Source organism: Streptomyces sp. NPDC057900 (assembly GCF_042887885.1).
GTDB lineage: Bacteria > Actinomycetota > Actinomycetes > Streptomycetales > Streptomycetaceae > Streptomyces.
The window spans coordinates 366,347-387,844 of the sequence record NZ_JBHVOI010000001.1 but is presented as its reverse complement, the minus strand read 5'-3'; the positions used below and the strand labels follow the sequence as shown (position 1 = coordinate 387,844).

At 72.8% G+C, this 21,498-nt stretch carries 11 protein-coding genes; 5 read left to right on the top strand and 6 right to left on the bottom strand.

The genetic code is table 11. The features are described from left to right. The first annotated feature begins 75 nt into the window (after positions 1–75). Entirely contained in the window at positions 76–813 is a 738-nt protein-coding gene (locus tag ACFVQ0_RS01490; RefSeq protein ID WP_390083433.1) for an SAM-dependent methyltransferase, read from the top strand. 45 nt (positions 814–858) lie between these two features. Here the strand turns inward: ACFVQ0_RS01490 and ACFVQ0_RS01485 are convergent, their stop codons facing one another. Next, positions 859–2,067: an MFS transporter gene (locus ACFVQ0_RS01485; RefSeq protein ID WP_390083431.1), complete on the bottom strand. Its 1,209-nt coding sequence runs from the start codon at positions 2,065–2,067 to the stop codon at positions 859–861. Between the two features lie 423 nt (positions 2,068–2,490). Between ACFVQ0_RS01485 and ACFVQ0_RS01480 the strand changes: the two genes are divergently transcribed. Beyond that, the gene (locus tag ACFVQ0_RS01480) at positions 2,491–3,141 is read left to right on the top strand and encodes a fasciclin domain-containing protein (protein WP_390083429.1); all 651 of its coding nucleotides are present in this window, start codon (positions 2,491–2,493) and stop codon (positions 3,139–3,141) included. A 129-nt stretch (positions 3,142–3,270) separates the two neighbouring features. Here ACFVQ0_RS01480 and ACFVQ0_RS01475 read toward each other — a convergent pair whose 3' ends face one another. Next, entirely contained in the window at positions 3,271–3,564 is a 294-nt protein-coding gene (locus ACFVQ0_RS01475) for a zf-HC2 domain-containing protein (protein ID WP_390085336.1), read from the bottom strand. Between the two features lie 722 nt (positions 3,565–4,286). On the opposite strand from ACFVQ0_RS01475, the gene ACFVQ0_RS01470 reads away from it, so the two are divergent. The 3 genes from ACFVQ0_RS01470 (at position 4,287) to ACFVQ0_RS01460 (ending at position 8,919) form a co-directional block, all read left to right on the top strand. Further along, positions 4,287–5,852, top strand: a complete 1,566-nt coding sequence (locus ACFVQ0_RS01470; RefSeq protein WP_390083427.1) for a DUF4331 domain-containing protein — start codon at positions 4,287–4,289, stop codon at positions 5,850–5,852. Between the two features lie 110 nt (positions 5,853–5,962). Further along, on the top strand, positions 5,963–7,309 hold the full coding sequence (locus ACFVQ0_RS01465) for a hypothetical protein (protein ID WP_390083425.1): 1,347 nt from the start codon (positions 5,963–5,965) through the stop codon (positions 7,307–7,309). Continuing rightward, positions 7,306–8,919 carry a nickel transporter gene (locus tag ACFVQ0_RS01460; RefSeq protein ID WP_390083423.1) on the top strand — a complete coding sequence of 538 codons (1,614 nt, stop codon included), beginning with the start codon at positions 7,306–7,308 and terminating at the stop codon, positions 8,917–8,919. The genes ACFVQ0_RS01465 and ACFVQ0_RS01460 overlap by 4 nt, the downstream gene beginning before the upstream one ends. On the opposite strand, the gene ACFVQ0_RS01455 is transcribed toward ACFVQ0_RS01460, so the two are convergent. Genes ACFVQ0_RS01455 through ACFVQ0_RS01440 form a run of 4 tightly spaced genes read right to left on the bottom strand, consistent with a single transcriptional unit; the run spans position 8,920 to position 21,393 of the window. Continuing rightward, on the bottom strand, positions 8,920–9,720 hold the full coding sequence (locus ACFVQ0_RS01455; RefSeq protein WP_390083421.1) for an ABC transporter permease: 801 nt from the start codon (positions 9,718–9,720) through the stop codon (positions 8,920–8,922). Continuing rightward, positions 9,717–10,730: an ATP-binding cassette domain-containing protein gene (locus ACFVQ0_RS01450; RefSeq protein ID WP_390083419.1), complete on the bottom strand. Its 1,014-nt coding sequence runs from the start codon at positions 10,728–10,730 to the stop codon at positions 9,717–9,719. Before ACFVQ0_RS01450 ends, ACFVQ0_RS01455 begins: the two co-directional genes overlap by 4 nt. 38 nt (positions 10,731–10,768) lie before the next feature. Next, complete coding sequence (locus ACFVQ0_RS01445; protein ID WP_390083417.1) at positions 10,769–10,975, bottom strand: MbtH family protein; 207 nt, start codon at positions 10,973–10,975, stop codon at positions 10,769–10,771. Then, positions 10,972–21,393, bottom strand: a complete 10,422-nt coding sequence (locus tag ACFVQ0_RS01440) for an amino acid adenylation domain-containing protein (protein WP_390083415.1) — start codon at positions 21,391–21,393, stop codon at positions 10,972–10,974. Before ACFVQ0_RS01440 ends, ACFVQ0_RS01445 begins: the two co-directional genes overlap by 4 nt. Between the last annotated feature and the right edge of the window lie 105 nt (positions 21,394–21,498).

The window sequence follows — 21,498 nt, the reverse complement described above, 5'->3', positions numbered from 1 at the left end:
CGCGGCCAGTTCCGTCGACGGGAACCGGCCGGAAAAGCGGATGCGCGTGGTCCCCGGTGCTGTCACGCTGCGCCGGTGAAGCGAGAAGAGATCTCCAGAATCGCCCATACCCACCACCCCATCAAGTCCCCGCTCGACGACGACTCGGTACGTCAACTGCTGGACCACGGCCTCACGCGCGGCGACGGGCGCGTACTCGACCTCGGCTGCGGCGGCGGGGAGTGGCTCCTGCGCGCACTGTCCGCCCGGCCGGAACTGCGGGCGGAGGGCGTCGACATCTCCGAGGGCGCACTGGCGGACGCCCGTACGCGCGCCACCGGGCTCGGCGTCGCGGACCGCCTGGCCCTCCACCAGCTGCCCGCCGCCGATTTCGTCTCGCCGCACCGGTTCGACCTGGTGCTGAGCTTCGGTGCGGCCCATGCCTTCGGCGGGCTGCTCCCCACCCTCGCCGCGGCCCGCGAACACCTGGCTCCGGGCGGCCGGGTGCTGGTCGGTGACGGCTTCTGGGAGCGCGAACCGTCACCGGAGGCCATCGAGATGCTCGGGGACTTCGCCGACCTCGCCACGACCGTGGACCGGGTCGTGGCCGACGGCTGGACGCCCGTCCACGGCCACGTCAGTACCCGCCAGGAGCTGGACGACTACGAATGGGCCTGCTGGGGGACGCTGGCCGACTGGGCGCTCGACCACCCCGGCCACCCCGACGGCGCGGAGGTGCTCGCCCTGTCCGCCACCCGGCGCACCGAATGGCTGCGCGGCTACCGCGACACCTGGGGCTTCGTCAGCCTGGTCCTGCGCCGCACCGCCGACTGAGCGGCGGACCGGGCCCGTCCTGCCTCCTGTGCGTCCCGCCGCCGTTCAGGTACCCGGCGGTGGCCTGAGCGCGGCGTACGTTCCGGCCCCGGCCGCCAGCAGCAGCACGCAGCCCGTGAAGACGAGTCCGGCCTGGCGCAGCCCGAGCCAGGTGGCGATGGCGCCGACCCCGACGACCGGTACCGAGATGCCGGTGTACGCGACGACGAAGAAGGCCGAGATGGTGCCGCCGCGGTGCTCGGCCGGGGCCGCACCGCTGACCAGGGTGAGCGCCGCGCGAAAGGCGAGGCCCTGGCCGGTGCCCCCGCACAGCGCCCCCAGGATCAGCAACGGCAGGGACTCGGCGATGAGCGACGACGCCACCAGCACCAGGCCCGCCATGAGAATGCCGCAGCCGGCCGGCAGCGCGCGGCGGGCGCCGAAACGCCGCGTCAGGGACTGCCCGAACGTCGAGGCCAGGAACACCGAGAAGACCACGGCCCCGATGACGGCCGCGTTGTGCACCCCCAGCGTCTGCGTGGCGAAGCTCGGCGCGACCGCCGTGAACAGTCCGAGCAGCGCGAAGCCGGCGAAGGCCGCCACGGAGGCGGGCACGAACACACTCCGCACCTCGGGCGGCACCGCCACACCCTGGGGCGCCGGGCGCGGCCACCGCTGCGGCTCTGCGACGGTCTCCGGAAGGAACCAGGTGATCCCGGATGCCACGGCCACCAGCCCCAGGTGGACCCAGAACGGCAGCGCCAGCGGCCAGGGCGTGTACTGGGCGAGGAGCCCGGACAGCAGCGGTCCGCAGCCCAGGCCTCCCATGTTCGCGGCCGTGGCGGCGAATCCGGCCCGCGCCTTCTGCGCGGGCCCGGCCAGTTCGATGACGGCCGCCGTCGCGGCGCCGCTCAGCAACCCCGCCGCGAACCCGGACAGCAGCCGTCCCGCGAAGAGCAGCGGCAGACCGCGCTCCAGCAGGAAGCATCCGGCACTCGCGGCCGACAGGGCCATCGCGCACAGGAGTACGGGTCTGCGGCCGACCTTGTCCGAGTAGTTGCCCGCCAGCAGCAGCACGGTGATGACCGCGACGGCGTACACGGCGAAGACGACGGTCACCATCAGCTCGGAGAAGCCGATCTGCTGCTGATAGAGCCCGTACAACGGCGTGGGCAGCGTGGTCCCGGCCATCCCGATGGCGAACACCACCGCCGCAGCCAGGTAGCCCGGATGCCGACTGCCACTTGTGTTCAGCGCATGCTCACGAACGATCACACTCGCCACCATATGATCGGCCGCCCGGCGAGGGGGCGTCCGGCGCGAAGGCGCGTATCAGGGGGAACGCCTGTCATACCGTCACCGCCCTCAGATGTCCGCGTTTCGGGAAATCTTCTCCTGATCGAGTGATCGACCAATCCGCCGGGCGTTCAGCACCGAATCAGCTGCGTGAAGATCCTCCGGACCACTCCGATTCCTGCCGTGCCCGCTGCCCGAGCCATGGGCCGGGCCGGTGGCGTCCGGACCGGACGTACCTCACTGCCTTTCCACCGGGGCGCGCGCTCGGTACCGGGCCGTCCTGACCGGCCCCGGCACCCGTCGCAGACGCAGCCGCCGGCCGCGACCGCTGCTCCCCGCCTTCCAGAACCCGTATTCCACAACCCCCGTTCCATCAACTCGTATTCCGTCAAGGAGAACACCATGAACGCCCTTCGCTACCGTCGTGCAGCCGTCGCCGTCGCCGCAGCCGCCGTACTTCCGCTGGCACTGACCGCGTGCTCGGACGACAGCTCCGACAAGGCGTCGGACAGCAAGTCCAGTGCCGCTGCCGCCGCTCCGGACGCTTCGGAGCCGGCCACGGCCGACTCGGCCTCGATGAACAAGCCGTTCGGCCCGGCCTGTGCGGGTGTCCCGAAGGAAGGCGCGGGCAGCTTCGACGGGATGTCGAAGGACCCGGTCGCCACGGCCGCGTCCAACAACCCCGACCTGTCCACCCTGGTGACGGCGGTCAAGAAGGCCGGCCTGGTCGACACGCTCAACAACGCCAAGAACATCACCGTGTTCGCACCCACCAACGAGGCCTTCGCCAAGATCCCGAAGGCCGACCTGGACAAGGTCCTCAGCGACAAGGCGACGCTCACCAAGATCCTGACCTACCACGTCGTGGGCCAGAAGCTCACCCCGAAGCAGCTGGAGAACGGCAGCTTCGACACCCTGGAGAAGTCCAAGCTCACCACCTCCGGATCGGGTGAGTCCTACAAGGTCAACGACAGCGCCAACGTGGTGTGCGGCAACGTGCCCACGGCCAACGCGACGGTCTACATCATCGACACGGTCCTGATGCCCAAGTAGTCCCGGGCGCAGCCCGCACAGAGCCGCCCCGCTGCGGACCCGGCCGGAATCGGCCCCCCGGTCCTGGTCCGCAGCGGGGCTTTTCGCGGCCCGCTCGCTCCGGTGTCCCGAGGGCTGTTCGTACCCCGCTCAGTGGAGGGTGCGGCTCAGCAGCCGGACGGCCGCTCGATGGTGAAGCCGCCGCCCCAGTCCACTCATCCTGAGCCGCCACGACAGTGGCCGGGGAGTCGCCCGGACGATGTCGAGTACCCGCCCCTTCATGGCAGCGGGCGGGATCGTCGCCGACGCCATCCCCAGACGGGCGGCGGTCGCCCGGAACTCCTCGCACTCGCGAAGACACGAGGGACATCCCGCGCAGTGCGCCTCGACGGCGGTGCGCTCCCGCCCCTCCAGTGCGTCAAGTGCGTACGCACCGGTCAGCATATGAACGTCGGACACCATTTCCTCCTGTATTTACGGGACGGGTGAGCGCCTGTGTGCGGGTGGTATGGGAAACGGCAACACCGAACCGAGGTACCGACTCTTCGTCACCCGAATTATCGATAACCGGAAACGCTTTGACGGAAAATCAGTGGGCTCTGTCTAATTCTTCTCCGAAGTCGTCACGGGTGCCGTCCGTCCGGCCGTTCGTGAGTAATCCGTAGCCGAGCCGGCTCCGGATTGGCGTCCGGGCGAAATTGGTCAAGAACACCCGAAAGCCCATGATGCTGAGATGATTTACCAACCGGGTGACCGGCCGGGCGGGTGAATGTTGGTCATGGGGCGGCAAACGGATGGCTGTTGCTTGATGCCACAGGTTCGCAATAAGCGGGCGGTTTCTCTTATGGCCTACGCGGGGCGGCGTGTTCTCCAGGAAATCGACACGGGTTCGGGAGGTCGCATTCGTGCCTTCATCTGCGGTGATGCGGGAAGCGGTGTGCGTTCGCTGAAGTAATTCCGGGGGAATGCGTGAATCCACGCCGGAGAAATGTGGTTCGCTGTCGCCCCGACGACCGGCGCGGGCACAGCTCCCGCGAAAGGCGCACGGAATTCTTCCCGTGTGCGCCGTCGTCGGCCCGTTCCGCCCATCCCATGGATCGCGCCGTACCCGCACCTGCGCCCCGGCCAGGAGGTGCGGCGGAGTTCCGTTGTCGAGAGGACCAGTCTTGACGTCCCCCATTCAGAGGCCGCGCAGCAGGCGCGTCCTCGACCACTCCCTCCTCGTCCTCGGTGCCGGTGCGCTGGCCACCGGGCTCGGAGTTCTCACCCTCGCACCCGGAATCAGTGCCGCCTCCAGCCACCGCGAGGCGCCGCTGATCGCCGGTGACCCGAGGGCGGACAACACCGATGTGTACGCGTTCACCAGCCCCGACCGCTCCGACACGGTGACGCTCGCCGCCAACTGGATCCCGTTCGAAGAGCCCAACGGGGGCCCGAACTTCTACCAGTTCGCCGACGACGCCCGGTACAACATCAAGATCGACAACACCGGCGACGGCAACGCCGACGTCACGTACACCTGGCGCTTCCGCACCCTGACCAGGGACGCGGGCGGTCAGTTCCTCTACAACACCGGCCCGGTCACCTCGCTCAACGACCCGGACCTCAACATCCGGCAGGTCTACGACCTCACGGTGACCACCTCCCGCGGCACCTCGACCGTGCTGCGCGGGGCCCCCGTGGCGCCGTCGAACGTGGGCAAGGCGTCCATGCCGAACTACGCGACCCTGCGCGCACAGGCGGTACGCGACGCCACGGGTGGCCGCAAGGCGTTCGCCGGACAGGCGGAGGACCCGTTCTTCGCCGATCTGCGCGTCTTCGACCTGCTCTACGGCGGGAACCTCGGCGAACGCGGACAGGACACCCTCGCCGGGTACAACGTCAACTCGGTCGCCCTCCAGATCCCCAAGAAGGACCTGGCACTGCGGGGCAACGCCACCCGTAACCCGGTCGTCGGGATCTGGTCGACCACCGAGCGCCGCGGCGTCCAGGTCACGGACTCCCGGACGGCGAGCGCCCAGGCCGGCTGGAAGCAGGTTTCCCGCCTCGGTAACCCACTCGTCAACGAGGTCGTCGTACCGCTCAAGTACAAGGACGCCTTCAACACCCTCAACCCCAGCCAGGACCGGACCGTCCAGCCGGTCGTGGACAAGGTGCTGGACCCGATCCTGCCGAAGCTGATCCAGAAGGTGTACGGCGTACCCGCCCCGAAGGCCCCGCGCAACGACCTCGCGGAGATCTACCTCACCGGCATCTGCAAGGCCTGCGGACCGGTCAAGGCAGATCTGAACGCACACCGGCTGAACAAGGACGCCCCGCTCAAGAAGATCGTCCCCGCCGAGGAACTGCGGCTGAACATGGCCGTTCCGCCGACCGCGAAGCCCAACAGGCTCGGCGTCCTCGCCGGGGACCTGGCCGGATTCCCGAACGGACGCCGGCTCACCGACGACGTCATCGACATCTCCCTCCAGGCGGTCGAAGGAGCCGCCCAGACGGGCAAGCTCGTCCCCGCGCTCGCGGACGGCGACAAGGTCGATGCCAATGAGGTGCCCTTCGGCACGCGCTTCCCGTACCTGGCGCTCCCGCACACCAAGAGCGTCAACAGCGGCCCGGCCGGCCGCACCGGGCAGTCGGCGATGACACCGTCGAGCGCCGCCGCGATCGGCACCGCGGGCGTCGCCCTGCTGGGTGTCGGAGGACTGCGCCTGCGCCGGCGCCGCGCCACGAGCTGACCGGCCGCCCCTGCACCGGGGGCGAGACCCGCTCACATCGGTGTCCGGACCGGACCGGCCGGTCCGGACACCGACTCCGCCCCGCCCGTCCCACACCACCGGGAGAACCAGTGCCAGCCCCGACCGACGAAGTCCCCGAGCCCGCCGCCGGAGGCGGCAGACGACGACTGCGCAGCACGGTGGTCACCCTCGCCCTGGGGGGCACCCTGTTCACGGTCGGGGCCCTGGGCCTGGCTCCCCAGCAGACGCCCACGCCCACGGCCGTGTCCGGCCCGGACGCACCCCGCGCCAAGGACCCGACCGAAGCCCTGCGGACCCGGGTACGCAGACTGCCCGCCGATCCCGGCGGCTGGTCGTCCCTCGGCATGGCCTACGTACAACAGGCCCGCAGCACCGCGGACGCGGCCACCTACGACCGGGCCCGGACCGCCCTGCGCAAGTCCCTCGCCCTCCAGCCGGCCGGCAACTTCGCGGCGGAGACCGGGATGGGAGCCCTCGAATCCGCCCGCCACCATTTCGCCGAAGCCCTCACCTGGGCGCGGCGCGCCACCACCGACAACCCCTACAGCGCACCCGCCCAAGGCGTCCTGGCCGACGCGCTCACCCAGCTCGGCCGCTACGAGGAGTCCTACGCGGCGGTGCAGCGCATGAGCGACCTCAGACCCGACAGCAGCGCCCTCGCCCGTGCCTCGTACAGCTGGGAACTGCGGGGTGACACGGCGCGGGCACGCGACCTGATGAACAAGTCCCTCCAGGCGGCCGGCACCCCGGCCGACAAGGCGTTCGCCCTGACCCACCTCGCCACCCTCTCCCTGGAGACCGGGGACCCGCGCACCGCCCTGAAGCTGGCCGGCACCGGACTCGCCGTACTCCCGGGCGACGCCGCCCTCCTGGAGGCACGGGCCCGCGCCCACACCGCGCTCGGTGACACCCGCCAGGCCGTCACCGACTTCACCGCCGCCGTCGCCGCGGCGCCCCTGCCGCAGTACCTCCTCGGGCTCGGCGACCTCCAGCGGTCGCTCGGACACCGTGCACAGGCCGAGGAGCAGTACGGCGTACTCAGGGCGCAGGAGACGCTGAGGAAGGCGAGCGGCGGGGTGCCGGACGCGGACGCGGTGCTCTTCGAGGCCGATCACGGCAGCCCGCGGACCGCCGTCGCGATGGGGCGCGCCGCTCTGCGGCAACGGCCGTTCATCGCGGTCCACGACGCGTACGCCTGGGCCCTGCACCGGGCCGGACGCGATACCGAGGCGGTCGAACAGGCCGACCTCGCACTCGCCCTCGGCACCGTGAGCGCACCGTTCCGCTACCACCGGGCGCTCATCAACCAGGCGCTCGGCCGGACCGGGGACGCCGCCACCGACCTGCGCCGTGCCCTGGCGACCGATCCCCACTTCCATCCGGTGGACGCCCCCCGGGCCCGCACCGAGCTCAGCAGAATCGACACCGTCCGATGAACCGACAGCTCTCCCGCGTCCTCTCCTCGCTGACCCTCACGGGAACGCTGACCGTGCTCCTGACCTCCCTCGCCACCACGGCGCACGCCCACCCCCTCGGCAACTTCACGGTCAACCACCACACCGGGCTGACCTTCCGGCCGGACGCCGTCGGCGCGCTGATCGTGGTGGACCGCGCGGAGATCGCCACCGCCCAGCTCAGCCCCCGCGTCGACCGGGACCACGACGGTTCCGTCGACACCGCCGAGGCACGGTCCTTCGCCGCCGGGGACTGCGCCCTGCTCACCCGGCAGCTGCGTCTGGACATCGGCGGTACACCGGTGCGCTGGAAGAACGTGGGCGGCACGTTCACATTCCGGCCGGGCGAAGGAGGACTGCGGACCAGCAGGCTCAGCTGCACCCTCGACGCCGCCGCGGAACTGGGCCGGCCGGCGGACATCGACGTGCGCACGGAGTACGACGAACGGCGCATCGGCTGGCAGGAGATGACCGCACGCGGGCAGGGCGTCACGCTCACCCGGTCCACCCTGCCCACCACCTCTCCGACCGACGAACTCCGCCACTACCCCAAGGACCCGCTGGCCACGCCCCTGGACCAGCGGTCGGCCCGGCTGCGCACCGAACCCGGCGAGGGCCGCTCCGCCGCCGTGGCACGGACGGTGCTGCCGGGAGCGGGCCCGGTCACCGTGGCGCTGGACAAGGTCTCCGGAGTCTTCGACGCACTCGTGGGACGACGCGAACTGACCGTTCCGGCCGGGCTGCTGGCTCTGCTGCTCGCCCTTGTGCTCGGCGCCTCGCACGCCGCGCTGCCCGGTCACGGAAAGACCATCATGGCCGCGTACCTGGCGGGCCGCCGCGGCTCTCCGAGGGACGCCGTCACCGTCGGGGTCACCGTCACCTTCACCCATACCGCGGGGGTGCTGGCACTCGGTCTCGCCCTGCCGCTCGCGACGTCGCTGGCGGGGGAGACCGTGCTGGCCTGGCTCGGACTCGTCAGCGGGCTGATGGTCACCGGGATCGGTCTCTGGCTCCTGCGCGCCGCACTGACGAAACGCCCGTCCCACGGCCACCACCACGCCCACGGCCATCACCACGGGCACAGCCATCACCACGGGCACAGCCACCACCACCACGACCACCACGACCCTCATCACGGACACATCCCGGAATCGGTGCTCCCGGCCGGGCACGGCGGTACGGTCCTCGCCCCCGCCCCCGCCCCCGCCAGGGACCGCACGCACAGCCACGCCCCCCACCGAGCCCGTCCGGCCCGCACCTCACGCACCGGGCTGATCGGGATGGGGATCGCGGGAGGCCTCGTTCCCAGCCCCTCCGCCCTGGTCGTCCTGCTCGGCGCCGTCGCCCTCGGGCGAACCGCCTTCGGTGTGCTGCTCGTTGTCGGGTACGGCCTGGGAATGGCCGTGACGCTCACCCTCGCGGGACTGCTGCTGGTACGGCTGCGGGACGGGTTCGAGGCGCGCGCGGAGAAGTACGCCCGGCTGCGCGCCCCGTTCGCCCGGCTCGCGGGGATCGGCCCTGCCGCGTCCGCCGCGCTCGTGCTGGCCGTGGGAGCCCTCCTGACCCTGAGGGCTGCGGCCGGTCCCTGGTAGTCAGCCGAGCGTGATCCGCCGGAAGCGGGCCAGGGAGAGCGCCATGAACACGGCGACCACGGCCCCGGCGCAGCACAGCGCGTACGGCAGGGCGTGCACGACGGGCCACGCCCCGCTCGTCGGCATGCCCACCGGTGGCGAGTTGCCGAAGAGCCCGCGCACCGCCGTGGCCGTGGCCGATACCGGATTCCATTCGGCGACGCCGCGCAGGGGTCCTGGCATCGTGTGGGTCGAGACGAAGGCCGAGGACACGAAGGTGACGGGGAAGAGCCAGATCAGGCCGGCGCTCTGGGCGACCTCCACACTCCGTGCCAGCAGACCGATGGCCGCCCCGACCCAGGACATGGCGAACGCGAAGAGCAGCACGAGCAGATAGGCGAGGACCGCGTCGGCAGCGGACCCGGTGATGCGCCAGCCCACCAGCAGACCGCACAGCGATGTCACGGCCAGGGTCACCGCGCTCATGACCAGATCCGACAGCGTGCGGCCGAGGAGCACGGCGAGCCGGGGCATGGGCAGGGCGCGGAAGCGGTCGACGATGCCCTTGTCCATGTCGTTGGCCAGCCCCAGGGCCGTGAACGCCGCGTTGAAGGTGACCGCCTGGGCGAAGATCCCGCCCATCAGGAAGGTCCGGTACCCGGCGCCGCCGAGGCTGCCCCCGAACACGTACGCCAGCAGCAGGACGAACATCACCGGCTGCACCAGGGCGGCGATCACCGAGCCCGGTGTGCGGCGCAGGTTGAGCAGATTGCGCCAGGCGACGATGGTGGCGTCGCGGCCCAGCCGGCCGATCCCGGTCATCGCGCCGCCTCCCCGCCGCCGGCCGCGCCGACCGGCGCCGCGCTCTGCCGCCGCGCCGGATCGGGCTGCCCGGTCAGGGCCATGAAGACATCGTCCAGGGTCGGCGGGGCGAGCTCCACGTCCCGGACCCGGATCCCGGCCAGCCGCAGCCGTCCGAGCGCGTCCTCCAGTGTGAGGGCGCCGTGCTCGGTGGTGACCGTGAGCCGCCCCGTGCGCTCGTCGAGCACCGGGAGGTGCGGTCCCAGGCCCGCCAGGATCTCCGCGGCCGTCGGCCTGAGACACGGCTCGGGCACGGTGAGGGACAGCCGCTCGCCGCCGACCCGGCCCTTCAGCTCCGGGGCGGTGCCCCGTGCGACGACCCGGCCGTGCTCGATGACCACGATGGTGTCCGCCAGCTGATCGGCTTCCTCCAGGTACTGGGTGGTCAGCAGGACCGTGGTGCCGCCCGCGACGAGTTCCTGGATCGAACGCCAGGTGTCGGCGCGGCCCCGCGGGTCGAGCCCCGTGGTCGGCTCGTCCAGGACGACGACGACCGGACGGGCGACGAGCGCGCCCGCCAGATCGAGGCGCCGGCGCATGCCGCCCGAGTAGCTGCCGCTCGGCCGGTCCGCGGCCTCTTCGAGGTGGAAGCTCTCCAGCAGCTGCCCTGCTCTGCGCCGGGCGGCATGCCGGCCCATTCCGTAGAGACGGGCGACGAGATACAGATTCTCCCGCCCCGTCAGCTTCTCGTCGACCGCCGCGTACTGGCCGGAGAGGCCCAGGTTCTTCCGCACGCTCTCGGGGTCCTTGCGGATGTCGTGCCCCGCCACCCGGGCCTCTCCGCCGTCCGGCCGGAGCAGGGTGGACAGGATGCGCACCGCAGTGGTCTTGCCCGCCCCGTTGGGCCCGAGCACACCCAGTACGGTGCCGGGCGCCGCTTCCAGGTCCACCCCGGCCAGAGCATGTCTGTCGCCGTACCTCTTGGTGAGCCCCTCTGCACGTATCGCCGGCTCGTTCCGCCGCTCCGTCATGGTTGCCTCTCGTCGTGCGGGTGCGGTGATCGGGTGGGTCAGGCCATGGCGACGCGGGCGCTCCTGGGCGTCAGATCCGTCCAGTGCACCTCTACGTAGTCCAGGCACGCGGCGTGGTCGGCGGGTCCGTACACGGCCCGCCACCCCGCGGGGATCTCGGCGAAGGAGGGCCACAGGGCGTGCTGGTCCTCGTCGTTGACCAGGACACGGTGCTGGGTCTGCGGGTCGTCGAAGGGGTTGGTCATCGGGTCTCTCCCTGGTTGGTGTCGTGGCCGGCGCCGAGCGCGCCGGCCAGCGTGGTCCCGATCAGCGCGCGGGCGTCGGGCCGCATCATCTGGGCGTGCGCGCACGCCACGTCGTGGTTCTCGACCGGGCCGCTGATGTACGGCGCCCAGAGGCCGAGTCCGAAGGTGTCGGCGGGACGGCCCTCGGTGGCGGTGAAGAAGAGGGCAGGTCCCTCGAAGCGCCGGGGTGTGTACTTCCGCATCAGCCGGGCCTGGCCGGCGAAGTTGTCCACCATCGCGTCGATGACGGAGGGCTCCAGCGAACCGAGCGGGCTCCCGCTGCGGCGGAACGCGTCGCGGACCGCGCTCGCCCCGACCGCGCCCTCCCGGCCGAGGCCCTCCTCGCCCACCCCCATGTTGGACAGCAGCGCCCGGAACACTGTGTCCCGGTCCGCGTTGTCGAGGTCGTCCAGCGGAGCCAGCGGGAAGGCGTCCAGAATCGCGAGCAGCGCCACCCGCTCCCCGGCCTCCTGGAGCTGGACCGCGACCTCCTGCACCACGTTGCCGCCGAAGGACCAGCCCATCAGGTGGTACGGCCCGGCCGGCTGGACGGCGCGGAGCTCACGCACGTAGACGGCGGCCATCTCCTCGATGCTCGCCGGGAACGGTTCGCCGCCGTCCAGATTCGGCGTCTGCAGCCCGTACACCGGCTGGCCGGGATCGAGATGGGGCAGCAGACCGGCGTAGGACCAGGCGAGTCCGCCCGCCGGGTGGACGCAGAACAGCGGGGGCCGGCTGCCCGTGGTCCGCAGCGGCAGGAGCGTCGCCAGCGGATTGTCCCGCGCGCCGTCGAGGAGCCGTTCCGCGAGCCGGGCCACCGTCGGCGCCTCGAAGAGACTCCGGATGCTGAGCTCGACGCCCAGCGCGGTCCGGACGCGTCCGGCCAGCCGGGTCGCGAGCAGCGAGTGGCCGCCCAGCGCGAAGAAGTCGTCGTCGATCAGGACGCGTTCGACGCCGAGCACCTCGGCGAACAGCGTGCACAGGACGTCCTCGCGAGGGTTGCGGGGGCTGCGTCCCTCGGTGTCCGTCACGCCGAGGGGCGCCGGGCGGGTCAGCGCGTTCCGGTCCAGCTTCCCGCTCTGGGTGAGCGGGAGGCGGTCCAGGCTCTGCCAGCCCGACGGGACCATGTAGCCGGGCAGGTGCCCGGCCGCGAACTCCCTCAGCGCCGCGAGGCGTTCGGGCTCCGCCGGGGCCCGCTCGCCCTCCGGTGGGGCGGACAGCACCACATGGGCGTCGAGCCGGGTCCCCGCAGCGCCGTCCACGCGCGCGACCACGGCGGCGGCCACGACATCGGGGTGCGTGGTCAGCACCGTCGCCACCTCGTCGGGTTCGACCCGGAAGCCGCGCACCTTGATCTGTCCGTCATCGCGCCCAATGAAGAGCAGCGAGCCGTCCGGTGCGCGCACCGCGCGGTCGCCGGTGCGGTACATCCGGCTCGATGCCGGGCCGTAGGGGTCGGGAACGAAGCTGCGGGCGGTCTCGGCGGGCCTGTCGTGGTAGCCGTGCGCCAGGCTGCGGCCCGAGAGGTACAGGTCCCCGGTCACCCCCAGCGGTACCGGGCGCAGCCTCTCGTCGAGCAGCGCGACCCGGGTGCCGGTCACGGGACCGCCGAGCACCGGGCGGGCGGTGTCGGAGATCCGGGCGACCAGGGTGTCGACGGTGGTCTCCGTGGGACCGTAGAAGTTCCAGCTCTGCACGTCCGCGACGCTGTGCAGCGCCGTCCACAGCGCGGCCGGGACCGCCTCGCCGCCGAGGATCAGGGCCGTCGGGCGATGGCCGGTCCCGGCGGACAGGAGTCCCGCCTCCAGGAGATGGCCGACGTGGGTCGGGGTCGACTCCAGCACGTCGAGTTCCCGGGAGCGCACGACGTCCACCAGGGCCTCGGAGTCGCGTCGGGTGTCGTCGTCCAGCAGGTGGAGTTCGTGCCCGTCGATCATCCACAGCAGGGGGTCGAGGGACGCGTCGAAGGACAGCGCCGCGGTCAGCGCCACCCGCAGCCGTCGCCCGCCGCGTGCCCGGACGGCGGGTGCGAAGACCTGGTGGCGGTGGTGGTCCAGCAGCCGCGCGAGCGAACCGTGTCCCACCCGTACGCCCTTGGGACGGCCGGTGGAACCCGAGGTGTGGATCAGGTACGCGGCGTCGCCCGGGGTCGGACGGGCCGTGGGCGGGGGAGTGGCGGTGGCCGGTTCCGGTTCCGTGGCGCCGCCGAGCACCAGGGGGCGCCACGGGCCGGTCGGCCGGTGCCCGGTCGCGCCGGCGACGACGACCAGCGCGGGCCGCGCGTCGTCCAGCACCGCCGCGATCCGGCCGTCCGGGAGGCTCGCGTCGAGCGGTGCGTAGAGCGCGCCCGCCTTCAGCACACCGAGCAGCGCCGCTACGGAGTCGAGGGACCGGGGCAGCAGTACCGCGACGCACTCACCCGGCCGGACACCCTCGGCGCGCAGCAGGGCCGCGATGCGGTCGGAGCGGGCGTCGAGCCGTGCGAAGGTCGCCTCGCCGTCCGGGGCGACCACGGCGACGGCCTCGCGGCGCGCGGCGACGGTTTCGGCGAACCGGCACAGGACGGTCCCGGTTTCGGCTCCGGTTCCGCCGTCGCCGAGGGCGAGCAGCCGGGACTCCTCCGGTCCGGCCAGCACCGGCAGATCGGCCAGCGGGGTGTCCGGCGCCTCGACCGCGTGCGCCGTCAGCGTGAGGAACCACTCGGTGATCCGGCGAGCGGTGGCGGTGTCGAAGAGGTCCCGGCCGAACTCCAGCGTGCCGTCCAGGTACGTGCCGCCGTCGCCGTCCTGCCGTTCCGTGAAGCTGAACGACAGATCGAACTTGGCCGCCGCCGTGTCGACCTCGTGGACCCGGGTCCGCAGTCCGGGCAGCTCCGTGTGGGGCGGCGGGGTGTTGTTGAGGGTCAGCATCACCTGGAAGAGCGGATGGCGGCTCAGCGAACGAACCGGCCGCACCTCCTCCACGAGCCGCTCGAACGGAAGGTCCTGGTGGGCGTAGGCGGCGAGATCGGTCTCCCGTACCCGGGCCAGCAGCTCCGCGAAGTCCGGGTCGCCGCTCATGTCGGCGCGCAGGGCCAGGGTGTTCACGAAGAACCCCACCAACGGCTCCAGCACTTCGTCGGTCCGGCCCGCCACGGGGGTGCCGAGGGTGATGTCGTCGCCGGAACCGGTCCGGTGCAGCACGGCGGCCAGCGCGGCGTGCAGCACCATGAAGGTGCTGGATGCCGACTTCCTGGCCAGCCGCGCGATGCCCGCCGTCGTCGCCGGGGGCACGCGGAAGGTCACCGAACCGCCCCGGCCGCTCGGCACGACCGGCCGGGGACGGTCGGCGGGCAGCGGTGTCTCCGCCGGTGCGCCCGCCATCTCCGCCTTCCAGTAGGCGAGCTGGCCGGACATCAGCGAATCGGGGGTATCGGTCCCGCCCAGCAGGCCGCGTTGCCACAGGGCATAGTCCGGGTACTGCACCGACAGCGGTGCCAGGCCGGGCGGCCGCCCGGCGGTCCGGGCCGCGTAGGCCTCGGCCAGGTCCCGCGCCAGTGGGCCCATCGACCATCCGTCGGCCGCGATGTGATGCACGACCAGGAGCAGCGTGTGGCGTTCCGCCGATGTGCGGAACAGCTCCGCGCGGAGGGGGATCTCAAGGGCCAGGTCGAACGGGCGTCCCGCCGCCTCGCGCAGCGCCGTCCGGACATCGCCTTCCGGTACCGCCCGCACGGGCATATCGGGCCGGGCGTCGTCGGGAGCGAGGACGGCCTGGAACGGCTCGCCGTCGCACACCCCGATGAGGGTTCGCAGGCTCTCGTGCCGTGCCACCAGGTCCGTCACGGCCAGCCGCAGCGCCGAACGGTCCAGCACGCCGTCCAGTTCCACGGCGAAGGCGATGTGGTACGAGGCTCCCTCCGGGTCCAACTGGTTCAGGAACCACAGCCGTTGCTGGGCCGGGGACAGCGCGGGGCGGTCGGGCCGCACCGCCGGGCGCAGCGCGGGCCGCGCCGCGCCCGCCCCGTCCAGCCGTCTCGCGAGGGCCGCCGGGGTGGTGGACTCGAAGAGCGCGCGCAGCGGGAGTTCCACACCGAAGGCGGTCCGGACCCGGCCGACGACGCGGGTGGCCAGCAGCGAGTGGCCGCCCAGTTCGAAGAAGTCCTCGTCCCTGCCGACGTGCTCGTGGCCCAGGCACTCCGCGAACAGAGCGCACAGGATCTCCTCCCGCGGCGAACGCGGCGACTGCGCTGCCGCCCCGTCGGCGTCCGCGTCCCGGCGGGGCGGGGCGTCCTCGCCCGGCGGCAGTGCCCGGAAGTCGACCTTGCCGTGCGGTGTCAGGGGTATCGAGCCGAGGTGCGTCACGGTGGCGGGCACCATGTACGCGGGCAGCCGTTCCGCCACGAAGGAACGCAGCTCACGCGCGGAGGGACGGCTGCCGTCCCTCGGGACGACCCAGCAGGCCAGCCGCCCGCCGTCCGCCCCCGCGACCGCGGCGACCGCGCACCGGTCCACGTCCGGATGGCCGCTGAGCACGCTCTCGACCTCGCCGGTCTCCACCCGGAATCCCCGGACCTTGACCTGGCCGTCGGCCCGCCCCACGAAGACCAGCAGCCCGTCCTGCCGCCGTACGAGGTCACCGGTGCGGTACATGCGGGCACCGGGGGCCCCGTAGGGATCGGGGACGAAGCGGGACGCGGTGGCCGCCGGGAGATTCTCGTAGCCCCGGGCCAGCCCCGCCCCGGACACGTAGAGCTCGCCGGTGGTGCCCGGGGCGACCGGCCGTAGCCGCGCGTCCAGAACCCGGGCCCGGGTGCCCGCGACCGAACGGCCCAGGTGCGGGCGGACGCCGGGGACGACCTGGCCCATCACGCTGTCGACGGTGGTCTCGGTGGGCCCGTAGAGGTTCCACACGGTGACGTCGCGGAGCGCGGCGAGCTTCGCCCAGAGCCGTTCCCCCAGGGCCTCGCCGCCGAGCGCCACAACCTTCGGGCGGCGCCGGCCGGTGGTGAACAGGCCGTTCGCCGCGAGTTGTCCGAGGAAGGACGGGGTCGTCTCGATGACGTCGATCGCGCGATCGTGGACCAGAGCGGCCAGGGCCTCGGGATCCCGCCGGGTGGTGTCGTCCACCAGGTGGAGTTCATGTCCGGCGATCATCCAGAGCAACGGGTCCCAGGAGGCGTCGAAGGTCATGGCCGCCGTCAGCGCGACCCGCAGCGGACGGCCGTCGTTGAAGGCCTCCGCCGGTTCCATGAGCCGCTCGCGGTGGCTCGCGTACAGGGCGGCCAGGGCGCCGTGCTCCACCGTGACGCCCTTGGGCAGCCCGGTGGAGCCCGAGGTGTGCAGCACGTACGCGGCGTCCCCCGCCCGTGGCGCGGGCGGCGGCGGACCTGCGGCGGCGTCCCCGGGAACCGGCCCGTCCAGCAGCAGCCGGGGTGTTGTGGCGGGAAGGGAACTGTCCGTTCCGGCCGCGGTCAGCAGGAGCCGGGGCGCGGCCGTGTCGAGGATCAGCTGGTTGCGGGCCGCCGGCTGGGCGGGGTCCAGCGGTACGTGGACGGCCCCGGCCCGCAGTACGGCCAGCAGCGCCACGATGTGTCCGGTGGTACGGGGCATGGCGACGGCCACCCGGTCGCCGTGGCCGGCCCCCGCCTGCCGGATGCGCCGAGCGAGGTGCTCCGTGCGGGCCAGCAGTTCACCGAAGGTCAGCCGCCCGTCGGGCGCGACGACGGCGGTCCGGCCGGGCTGCAGGGCGCCGCGGGTGGCGAGGACGTCCAGCACCGTCAGGTCCGGGACGCCGCTGCCGGAGGATCCGGGTGACGGGCGGGCGCCTGCTCGCAGAGGCGGTTCGTCGAGGGCCTCGGCGCGCTGGACCGGGGTGAGGAAGCAGACGTCGTCGGCGGGCCCGTCCGGACCGGCGAGCAAGGCGGTGAGCAGCCGGGAGAAGTGCTCGGCGAACCGTTTCGCCGTGGACGGGTCGAAGAGATCGTGACTGAACTCCAGCTCCCCCTCGATCCCGGCGGGCGCACCCGCGCGGTCGAAGCGCTCGGCCAGGTCCCAGGTGAGATCGAACTTGGCCCCCGTGCCGCGCACCGAGCTCTGGTGGCTGACCGCGAGGCCCGGTAGCACCGGGCGGGGGACAGGGGTGTTGTTGAGGCTGAACATGACCTGGAAGAGGGGATGCCGGGAGGCGGAGCGCTCCGGTGCCAGTGCCTCCACGACGCGCTCGAAGGGCAGGTCCTGATGCGCGTAGGCCGCGAGGTCGCTGCGCTTCACCCGCGCCACGAGCTCCCGGAAGCTCGGGGCTCCGGACGTGTCGGCCCTGAGTACCAGGGTGTTGACGAAGAAGCCGACCAGTTCGGAGAGGCTCTCGTCGGTGCGCCCCGCCACCGGGGTCCCGATCGCGATGTCGTCGCCCGCGCCCAGCCTGCTCATCAGCGCCGCGAGCGCGGCGTGCAGCACCATGAACGCGCTGGCCCCGCTCTCAGCGGCCAGATCGACGAGCGCCCGGTGCGCGGCCGGGCCGACGACGACCGGGACGCGCCCGCCACGGCCGGTGGACCTGGCGGGACGCGCCCGGTCCGCGGGGAATCCGGACTGTTCGGGCAGGCCCTCCAGCGCCGCGGTCCAGTGCGCGAGCTGGCGTCCCGCCACGCTGTCCGGCTGTCCGGGGTCCCCGAGCAGGGACCGCTGCCACAGCGCGTAGTCGGCGTACTGCACCGGCAGCGGCTCCCAGCGGGGCGCACCCCCGAGGGCGCGGGCGGTGTAGGCGGCGGAGAGGTCCCGCAGCAGCGGGCCGACCGACCAGCCGTCCGCGGCGATGTGGTGGAGCACCAGCAGCAGTACGTGTTCATCGGTGCCGGCCGGGAACAGCTCGGCGCGCAGCGGCAGTTCGCGGTCCAGCGCGAACGGGGCGGGATCGGGCCGTACGTCCTGCGCGTCGCAGGCCTCCCGCACCACCAGCGGAGAATCGGCCGCGCCCGGTTCGAGCACGCGCTGGACGACCCCTTCCGCGTCCTCGGAGAAGACCGTACGAAGGCTCTCGTGCCGCGCGACGACGTCATCGAGCGCCGCGGAGAGGGCATCGCGGTCCAGCGCACCGGACAGCCGCAGCGCCAGCGGCAGGTGATAGGCCGCTCCCGCGTCGCCCATCGCCTCCGTCACCCAGAGGCGCTGCTGCCCGAACGAGGCGGGCAGCCGCCGCGGGCGGGGACGCACCGGGCCCACCGCGGGGCGCGCGGGCGGCGCGGTGTCCAGCAGCGCGACGAGCCCGGCCGGTGTGGGCGCCTCGAACAGGGCCCGGATCGGCAGCTCGACGCCGAACCCGGCCCGGATCAACCCGACCAGACGGGTCGCCAGCAGAGAGTGTCCGCCGAGCAGGAAGAAGCCGTCGTCCCGCCCCACCTCTGTCAGGCCGAGGCACTCGGCGAACACGGCGCACATCCGCTCCTCCTGAGGCGTGCGCGGCGCGCCGCCCCGGACGGCCACCGGGCGGGCCGGGGGCAGCCGGCCCGGGTCCAGCTTGCCGTTCGGGGTGAGCGGCAGCCGTTCCACCGTCGCGTAGGCGGACGGCACCATGTGGCCCGGAAGAACCCGGGCCAGGGCGTCCCGTACGGCTTCGAGACCGGGGGCGGCACTCGCGTCGGCGGGCACCAGGTAGGCGGCGAGGCGCTCCTCGCCTTCCCGCACCGCGACCGGGGTCACCGCCGCCTCGCTCACCCCGGGCAGCTCCCGCAGGGCCGCCTCGATCTCGCCGGTCTCCACGCGGTGACCGCGGATCTTGATCTGGCCGTCGCCGCGGCCGAGGAACTCCAGCATCCCGTCATCGCCCCACCGCGCGAGGTCCCCGGTGCGGTACATGCGGGCGCCGGACGGCCCGAACGGGTCCGGCATGAAGCGTTCCGCGGTGAGTCCCGGCCGTCCGGAGTAGCCGCGGGCCACGCCCTCGCCGGAGAGGTACAGCTCACCGGTGCCGCCGCGCGGTACCGGGTGGAGCGAGGGATCGAGCACATAGGCACGGGCGCCGGTGACCGGCCGCCCGATGACCGGGTTCCGGCCGGCTATCCGGGTCGTGACCGCGTCGACCGTGGCCTCCGTCGGTCCGTAGAAGTTGAAGACGAGGAGATCGTCCCGTTCGGCGAGCTCCCGCCACAGGGCCTCGTCGACGGGTTCGCCGCCGAGGGCGATGACGCGTGGCCGGTGCGCGGGGGCGGTGAGCAGGCCTGCGGTGAGCATCTGCCGCAGATAGGTGGGTGTCGTCTCGATGGCGTCGATGCGTTCCCGCACCAGGTGGTTCACCAGCGCCTGGGGGTCGCGCCGGACGTCGTCGTCGATGATGTGCAGTTCGTGTCCCGCCGCCATCCACAGGACGGGGTCCCAGGACGCGTCGAAGGAGGTCGCCGCCGTCAGCGCGACCCGCAGCCCCCTGCCGTAGGTCTCCTCCGCCAGGGCGTGGGACTCCTGCCGGTGGTGTTCGAGGAGATTGCTCAGGGAGCGGTGCTCGACGACGACGCCCTTGGGCCTTCCGGTGGAGCCCGAGGTGTAGATGACGTACGCGGTGTCCCTCGGTCCGGGCCCGACCGGCGTGCTCACATCGGGTTCCTGCCGGACGAGTTCCGGATCCACCAGCGGCAGGGCCCGTGCGGGATCGATGACGTGCGCGGTCCCGGAGTTCGCGACCAGCGCGGCCGGGGCCGAGTCCTCGATCATGAAGGCGAGCCGCTCCGCCGGATACGAGGGGTCGAGCGGCAGGTACGCGGCTCCCGCGCGCATCACGGCCAGCATCGCCACGACAAGTTCGGTGGAACGGGGCAGACCGACGGCGATCTTCGCGCCGGGCCGCGCCCCGGCGGCGGCCAGCACCGCGGCGAGGGCGTCGACCCGGCCGTTCAGCTCCGCGAACGTCAGCCGGGTGTCCCCGGAGACGACCGCGGTCGCGTGCGGGGTGGCCAGGGCCTGCCGGTCGAGCTGCTCGGGCAGGGTGACCGGCACGCCGCCGGTGCTGTCCGGGGCGGCGCGGTGCGGTGCGGCGAGGCCCGGGACGAGCCGGCGCTCGGCCTCGCTGAGGAAGTCCAGCGAGCCGATCGTGCGGGACGGGTCGTCGGTGAACTGCTCGATCAGCCGGCACAGCCGGCGGTGGTGCCCGGCCAGCTCCTCGGGTGTGTAGCGGGCGGAGTTGCCGTGCAGGTCGATGTGGAGCCCGCCGTCCGCGTACGAGGCGTGCACGGCGACGGCGAGATCGTCCACCGGGCCGATGGCCAGGTTGTGCAGGGTGGCCCGGTGCGGACCGAAGCTGAGACTGTCGTCGAACGCCAGGATGTTGACCGTGGGGCCGCTCAACGGCACATCCGTACCGGCGAGTCCGAGATCCTGCCGCAGCTCCTCCGTCGCGTACCGCTGATGCCGGAGTACCTTGCGGCCCTCCGCCGACGCCCGCTTCGCCACGTCGGACACCCGGTCGGACGGGGCGAGCGTCAGACGCATCGGCAGGATGGAGCTGAGCATGCCCGGTGTGGCACGGGCCAGGGGAGTGCGCCGCGCTGTGACCGGCAGGCCCAGGACGGCCTCGCCGACTCCTCGGCTCCGGTGCGTGTAGACGGCCAGCGCGGTCATGAAGAACGTCGGCCAGGCCACCCCGGACTCCCTGGCCGCCGCCCGCAGCCGGTCCGCCCGGTCGGGCGACACCTCCGCGCGCACCCGCAGCGACCCGCGTCCGGACACCGGCCCGCTCGCGTCGGGCCTTGCGGGCACGGGGGAGTCCGACAAGTAGCGCGTCCAGAACTCGCGGTCGGCGGAGTGCTGACCGGATGCCAGGTAGGCGTGTTCCTCGTCGACGAGGAGCGCGAGCGCCCCGCCGGTCAGCGGCGGTTGCGCCTCGGACGGCGTGAGCGCCGCGGTGTAGGCGTCGGCGATCCGGGCGAGCGCCAGGGCGGCGCCGTAGCCGTCGAGCGCCAGGTGGTGCACCTGCTGGTGGAAGAGATGCCGCGTGTCCGTGAGGCGGTAGAGGGTCAGACGCACCAGCGGGCCGGTGACGATGTCGGCGGGCTGCCGCAGCGCCGCCTCCATCCGCCGCAACGCCTCGCCGTGGGGGTCCTGGTGGCCGGAGAGGTCGACCAGTGGGACGTCGAGCGGGGGCCGGTCCGTGGCGCCGGGCCGGTGGACCCGCTGGAAGGGGACACCGTCGCGCTCGACGAAGGTCACCCGCAGGGCTTCGGTGCCGTCCACCACATGGCCGACCGCGGCCCGCAGGACGGCTGGGTCCAGCGGCCCCCGGACATCGGCGTACTCGGCCACGTTGTACGCCGCGCTGTCCGCGCCGACGCGCTGCGCGAACCAGATGCCACGCTGGGCCGAGGTCAGCGGAACATCATCATGCGAAGTCGTTGTGTGCGGTGCGTCGGTCACGCGTTCTCACCTCTGTGGAAGGCCTGCGGTACGGAGACGGCCCGTGGCGGAGCGCCGGGGCAGGGCGGAATGAGCACGGGCCGGGGCGCGTTCACGCATCGCTGC

What these genes read in the sequence shown, in the direction of transcription:
- ACFVQ0_RS01480 (WP_390083429.1), top strand. Translation starts at nt 2,491, where the DNA reads ATGAACGCCCTTCGCTACCGTCGTGCAGCCGTCGCCGTCGCCGCAGCC.
- ACFVQ0_RS01475 (WP_390085336.1), bottom strand. Translation starts at nt 3,564, where the DNA reads ATGCTGACCGGTGCGTACGCACTTGACGCACTGGAGGGGCGGGAGCGC.
- ACFVQ0_RS01460 (WP_390083423.1), top strand. Translation starts at nt 7,306, where the DNA reads ATGAACCGACAGCTCTCCCGCGTCCTCTCCTCGCTGACCCTCACGGGA.
- ACFVQ0_RS01455 (WP_390083421.1), bottom strand. Translation starts at nt 9,720, where the DNA reads ATGACCGGGATCGGCCGGCTGGGCCGCGACGCCACCATCGTCGCCTGG.
- ACFVQ0_RS01450 (WP_390083419.1), bottom strand. Translation starts at nt 10,730, where the DNA reads ATGACGGAGCGGCGGAACGAGCCGGCGATACGTGCAGAGGGGCTCACC.
- ACFVQ0_RS01445 (WP_390083417.1), bottom strand. Translation starts at nt 10,975, where the DNA reads ATGACCAACCCCTTCGACGACCCGCAGACCCAGCACCGTGTCCTGGTC.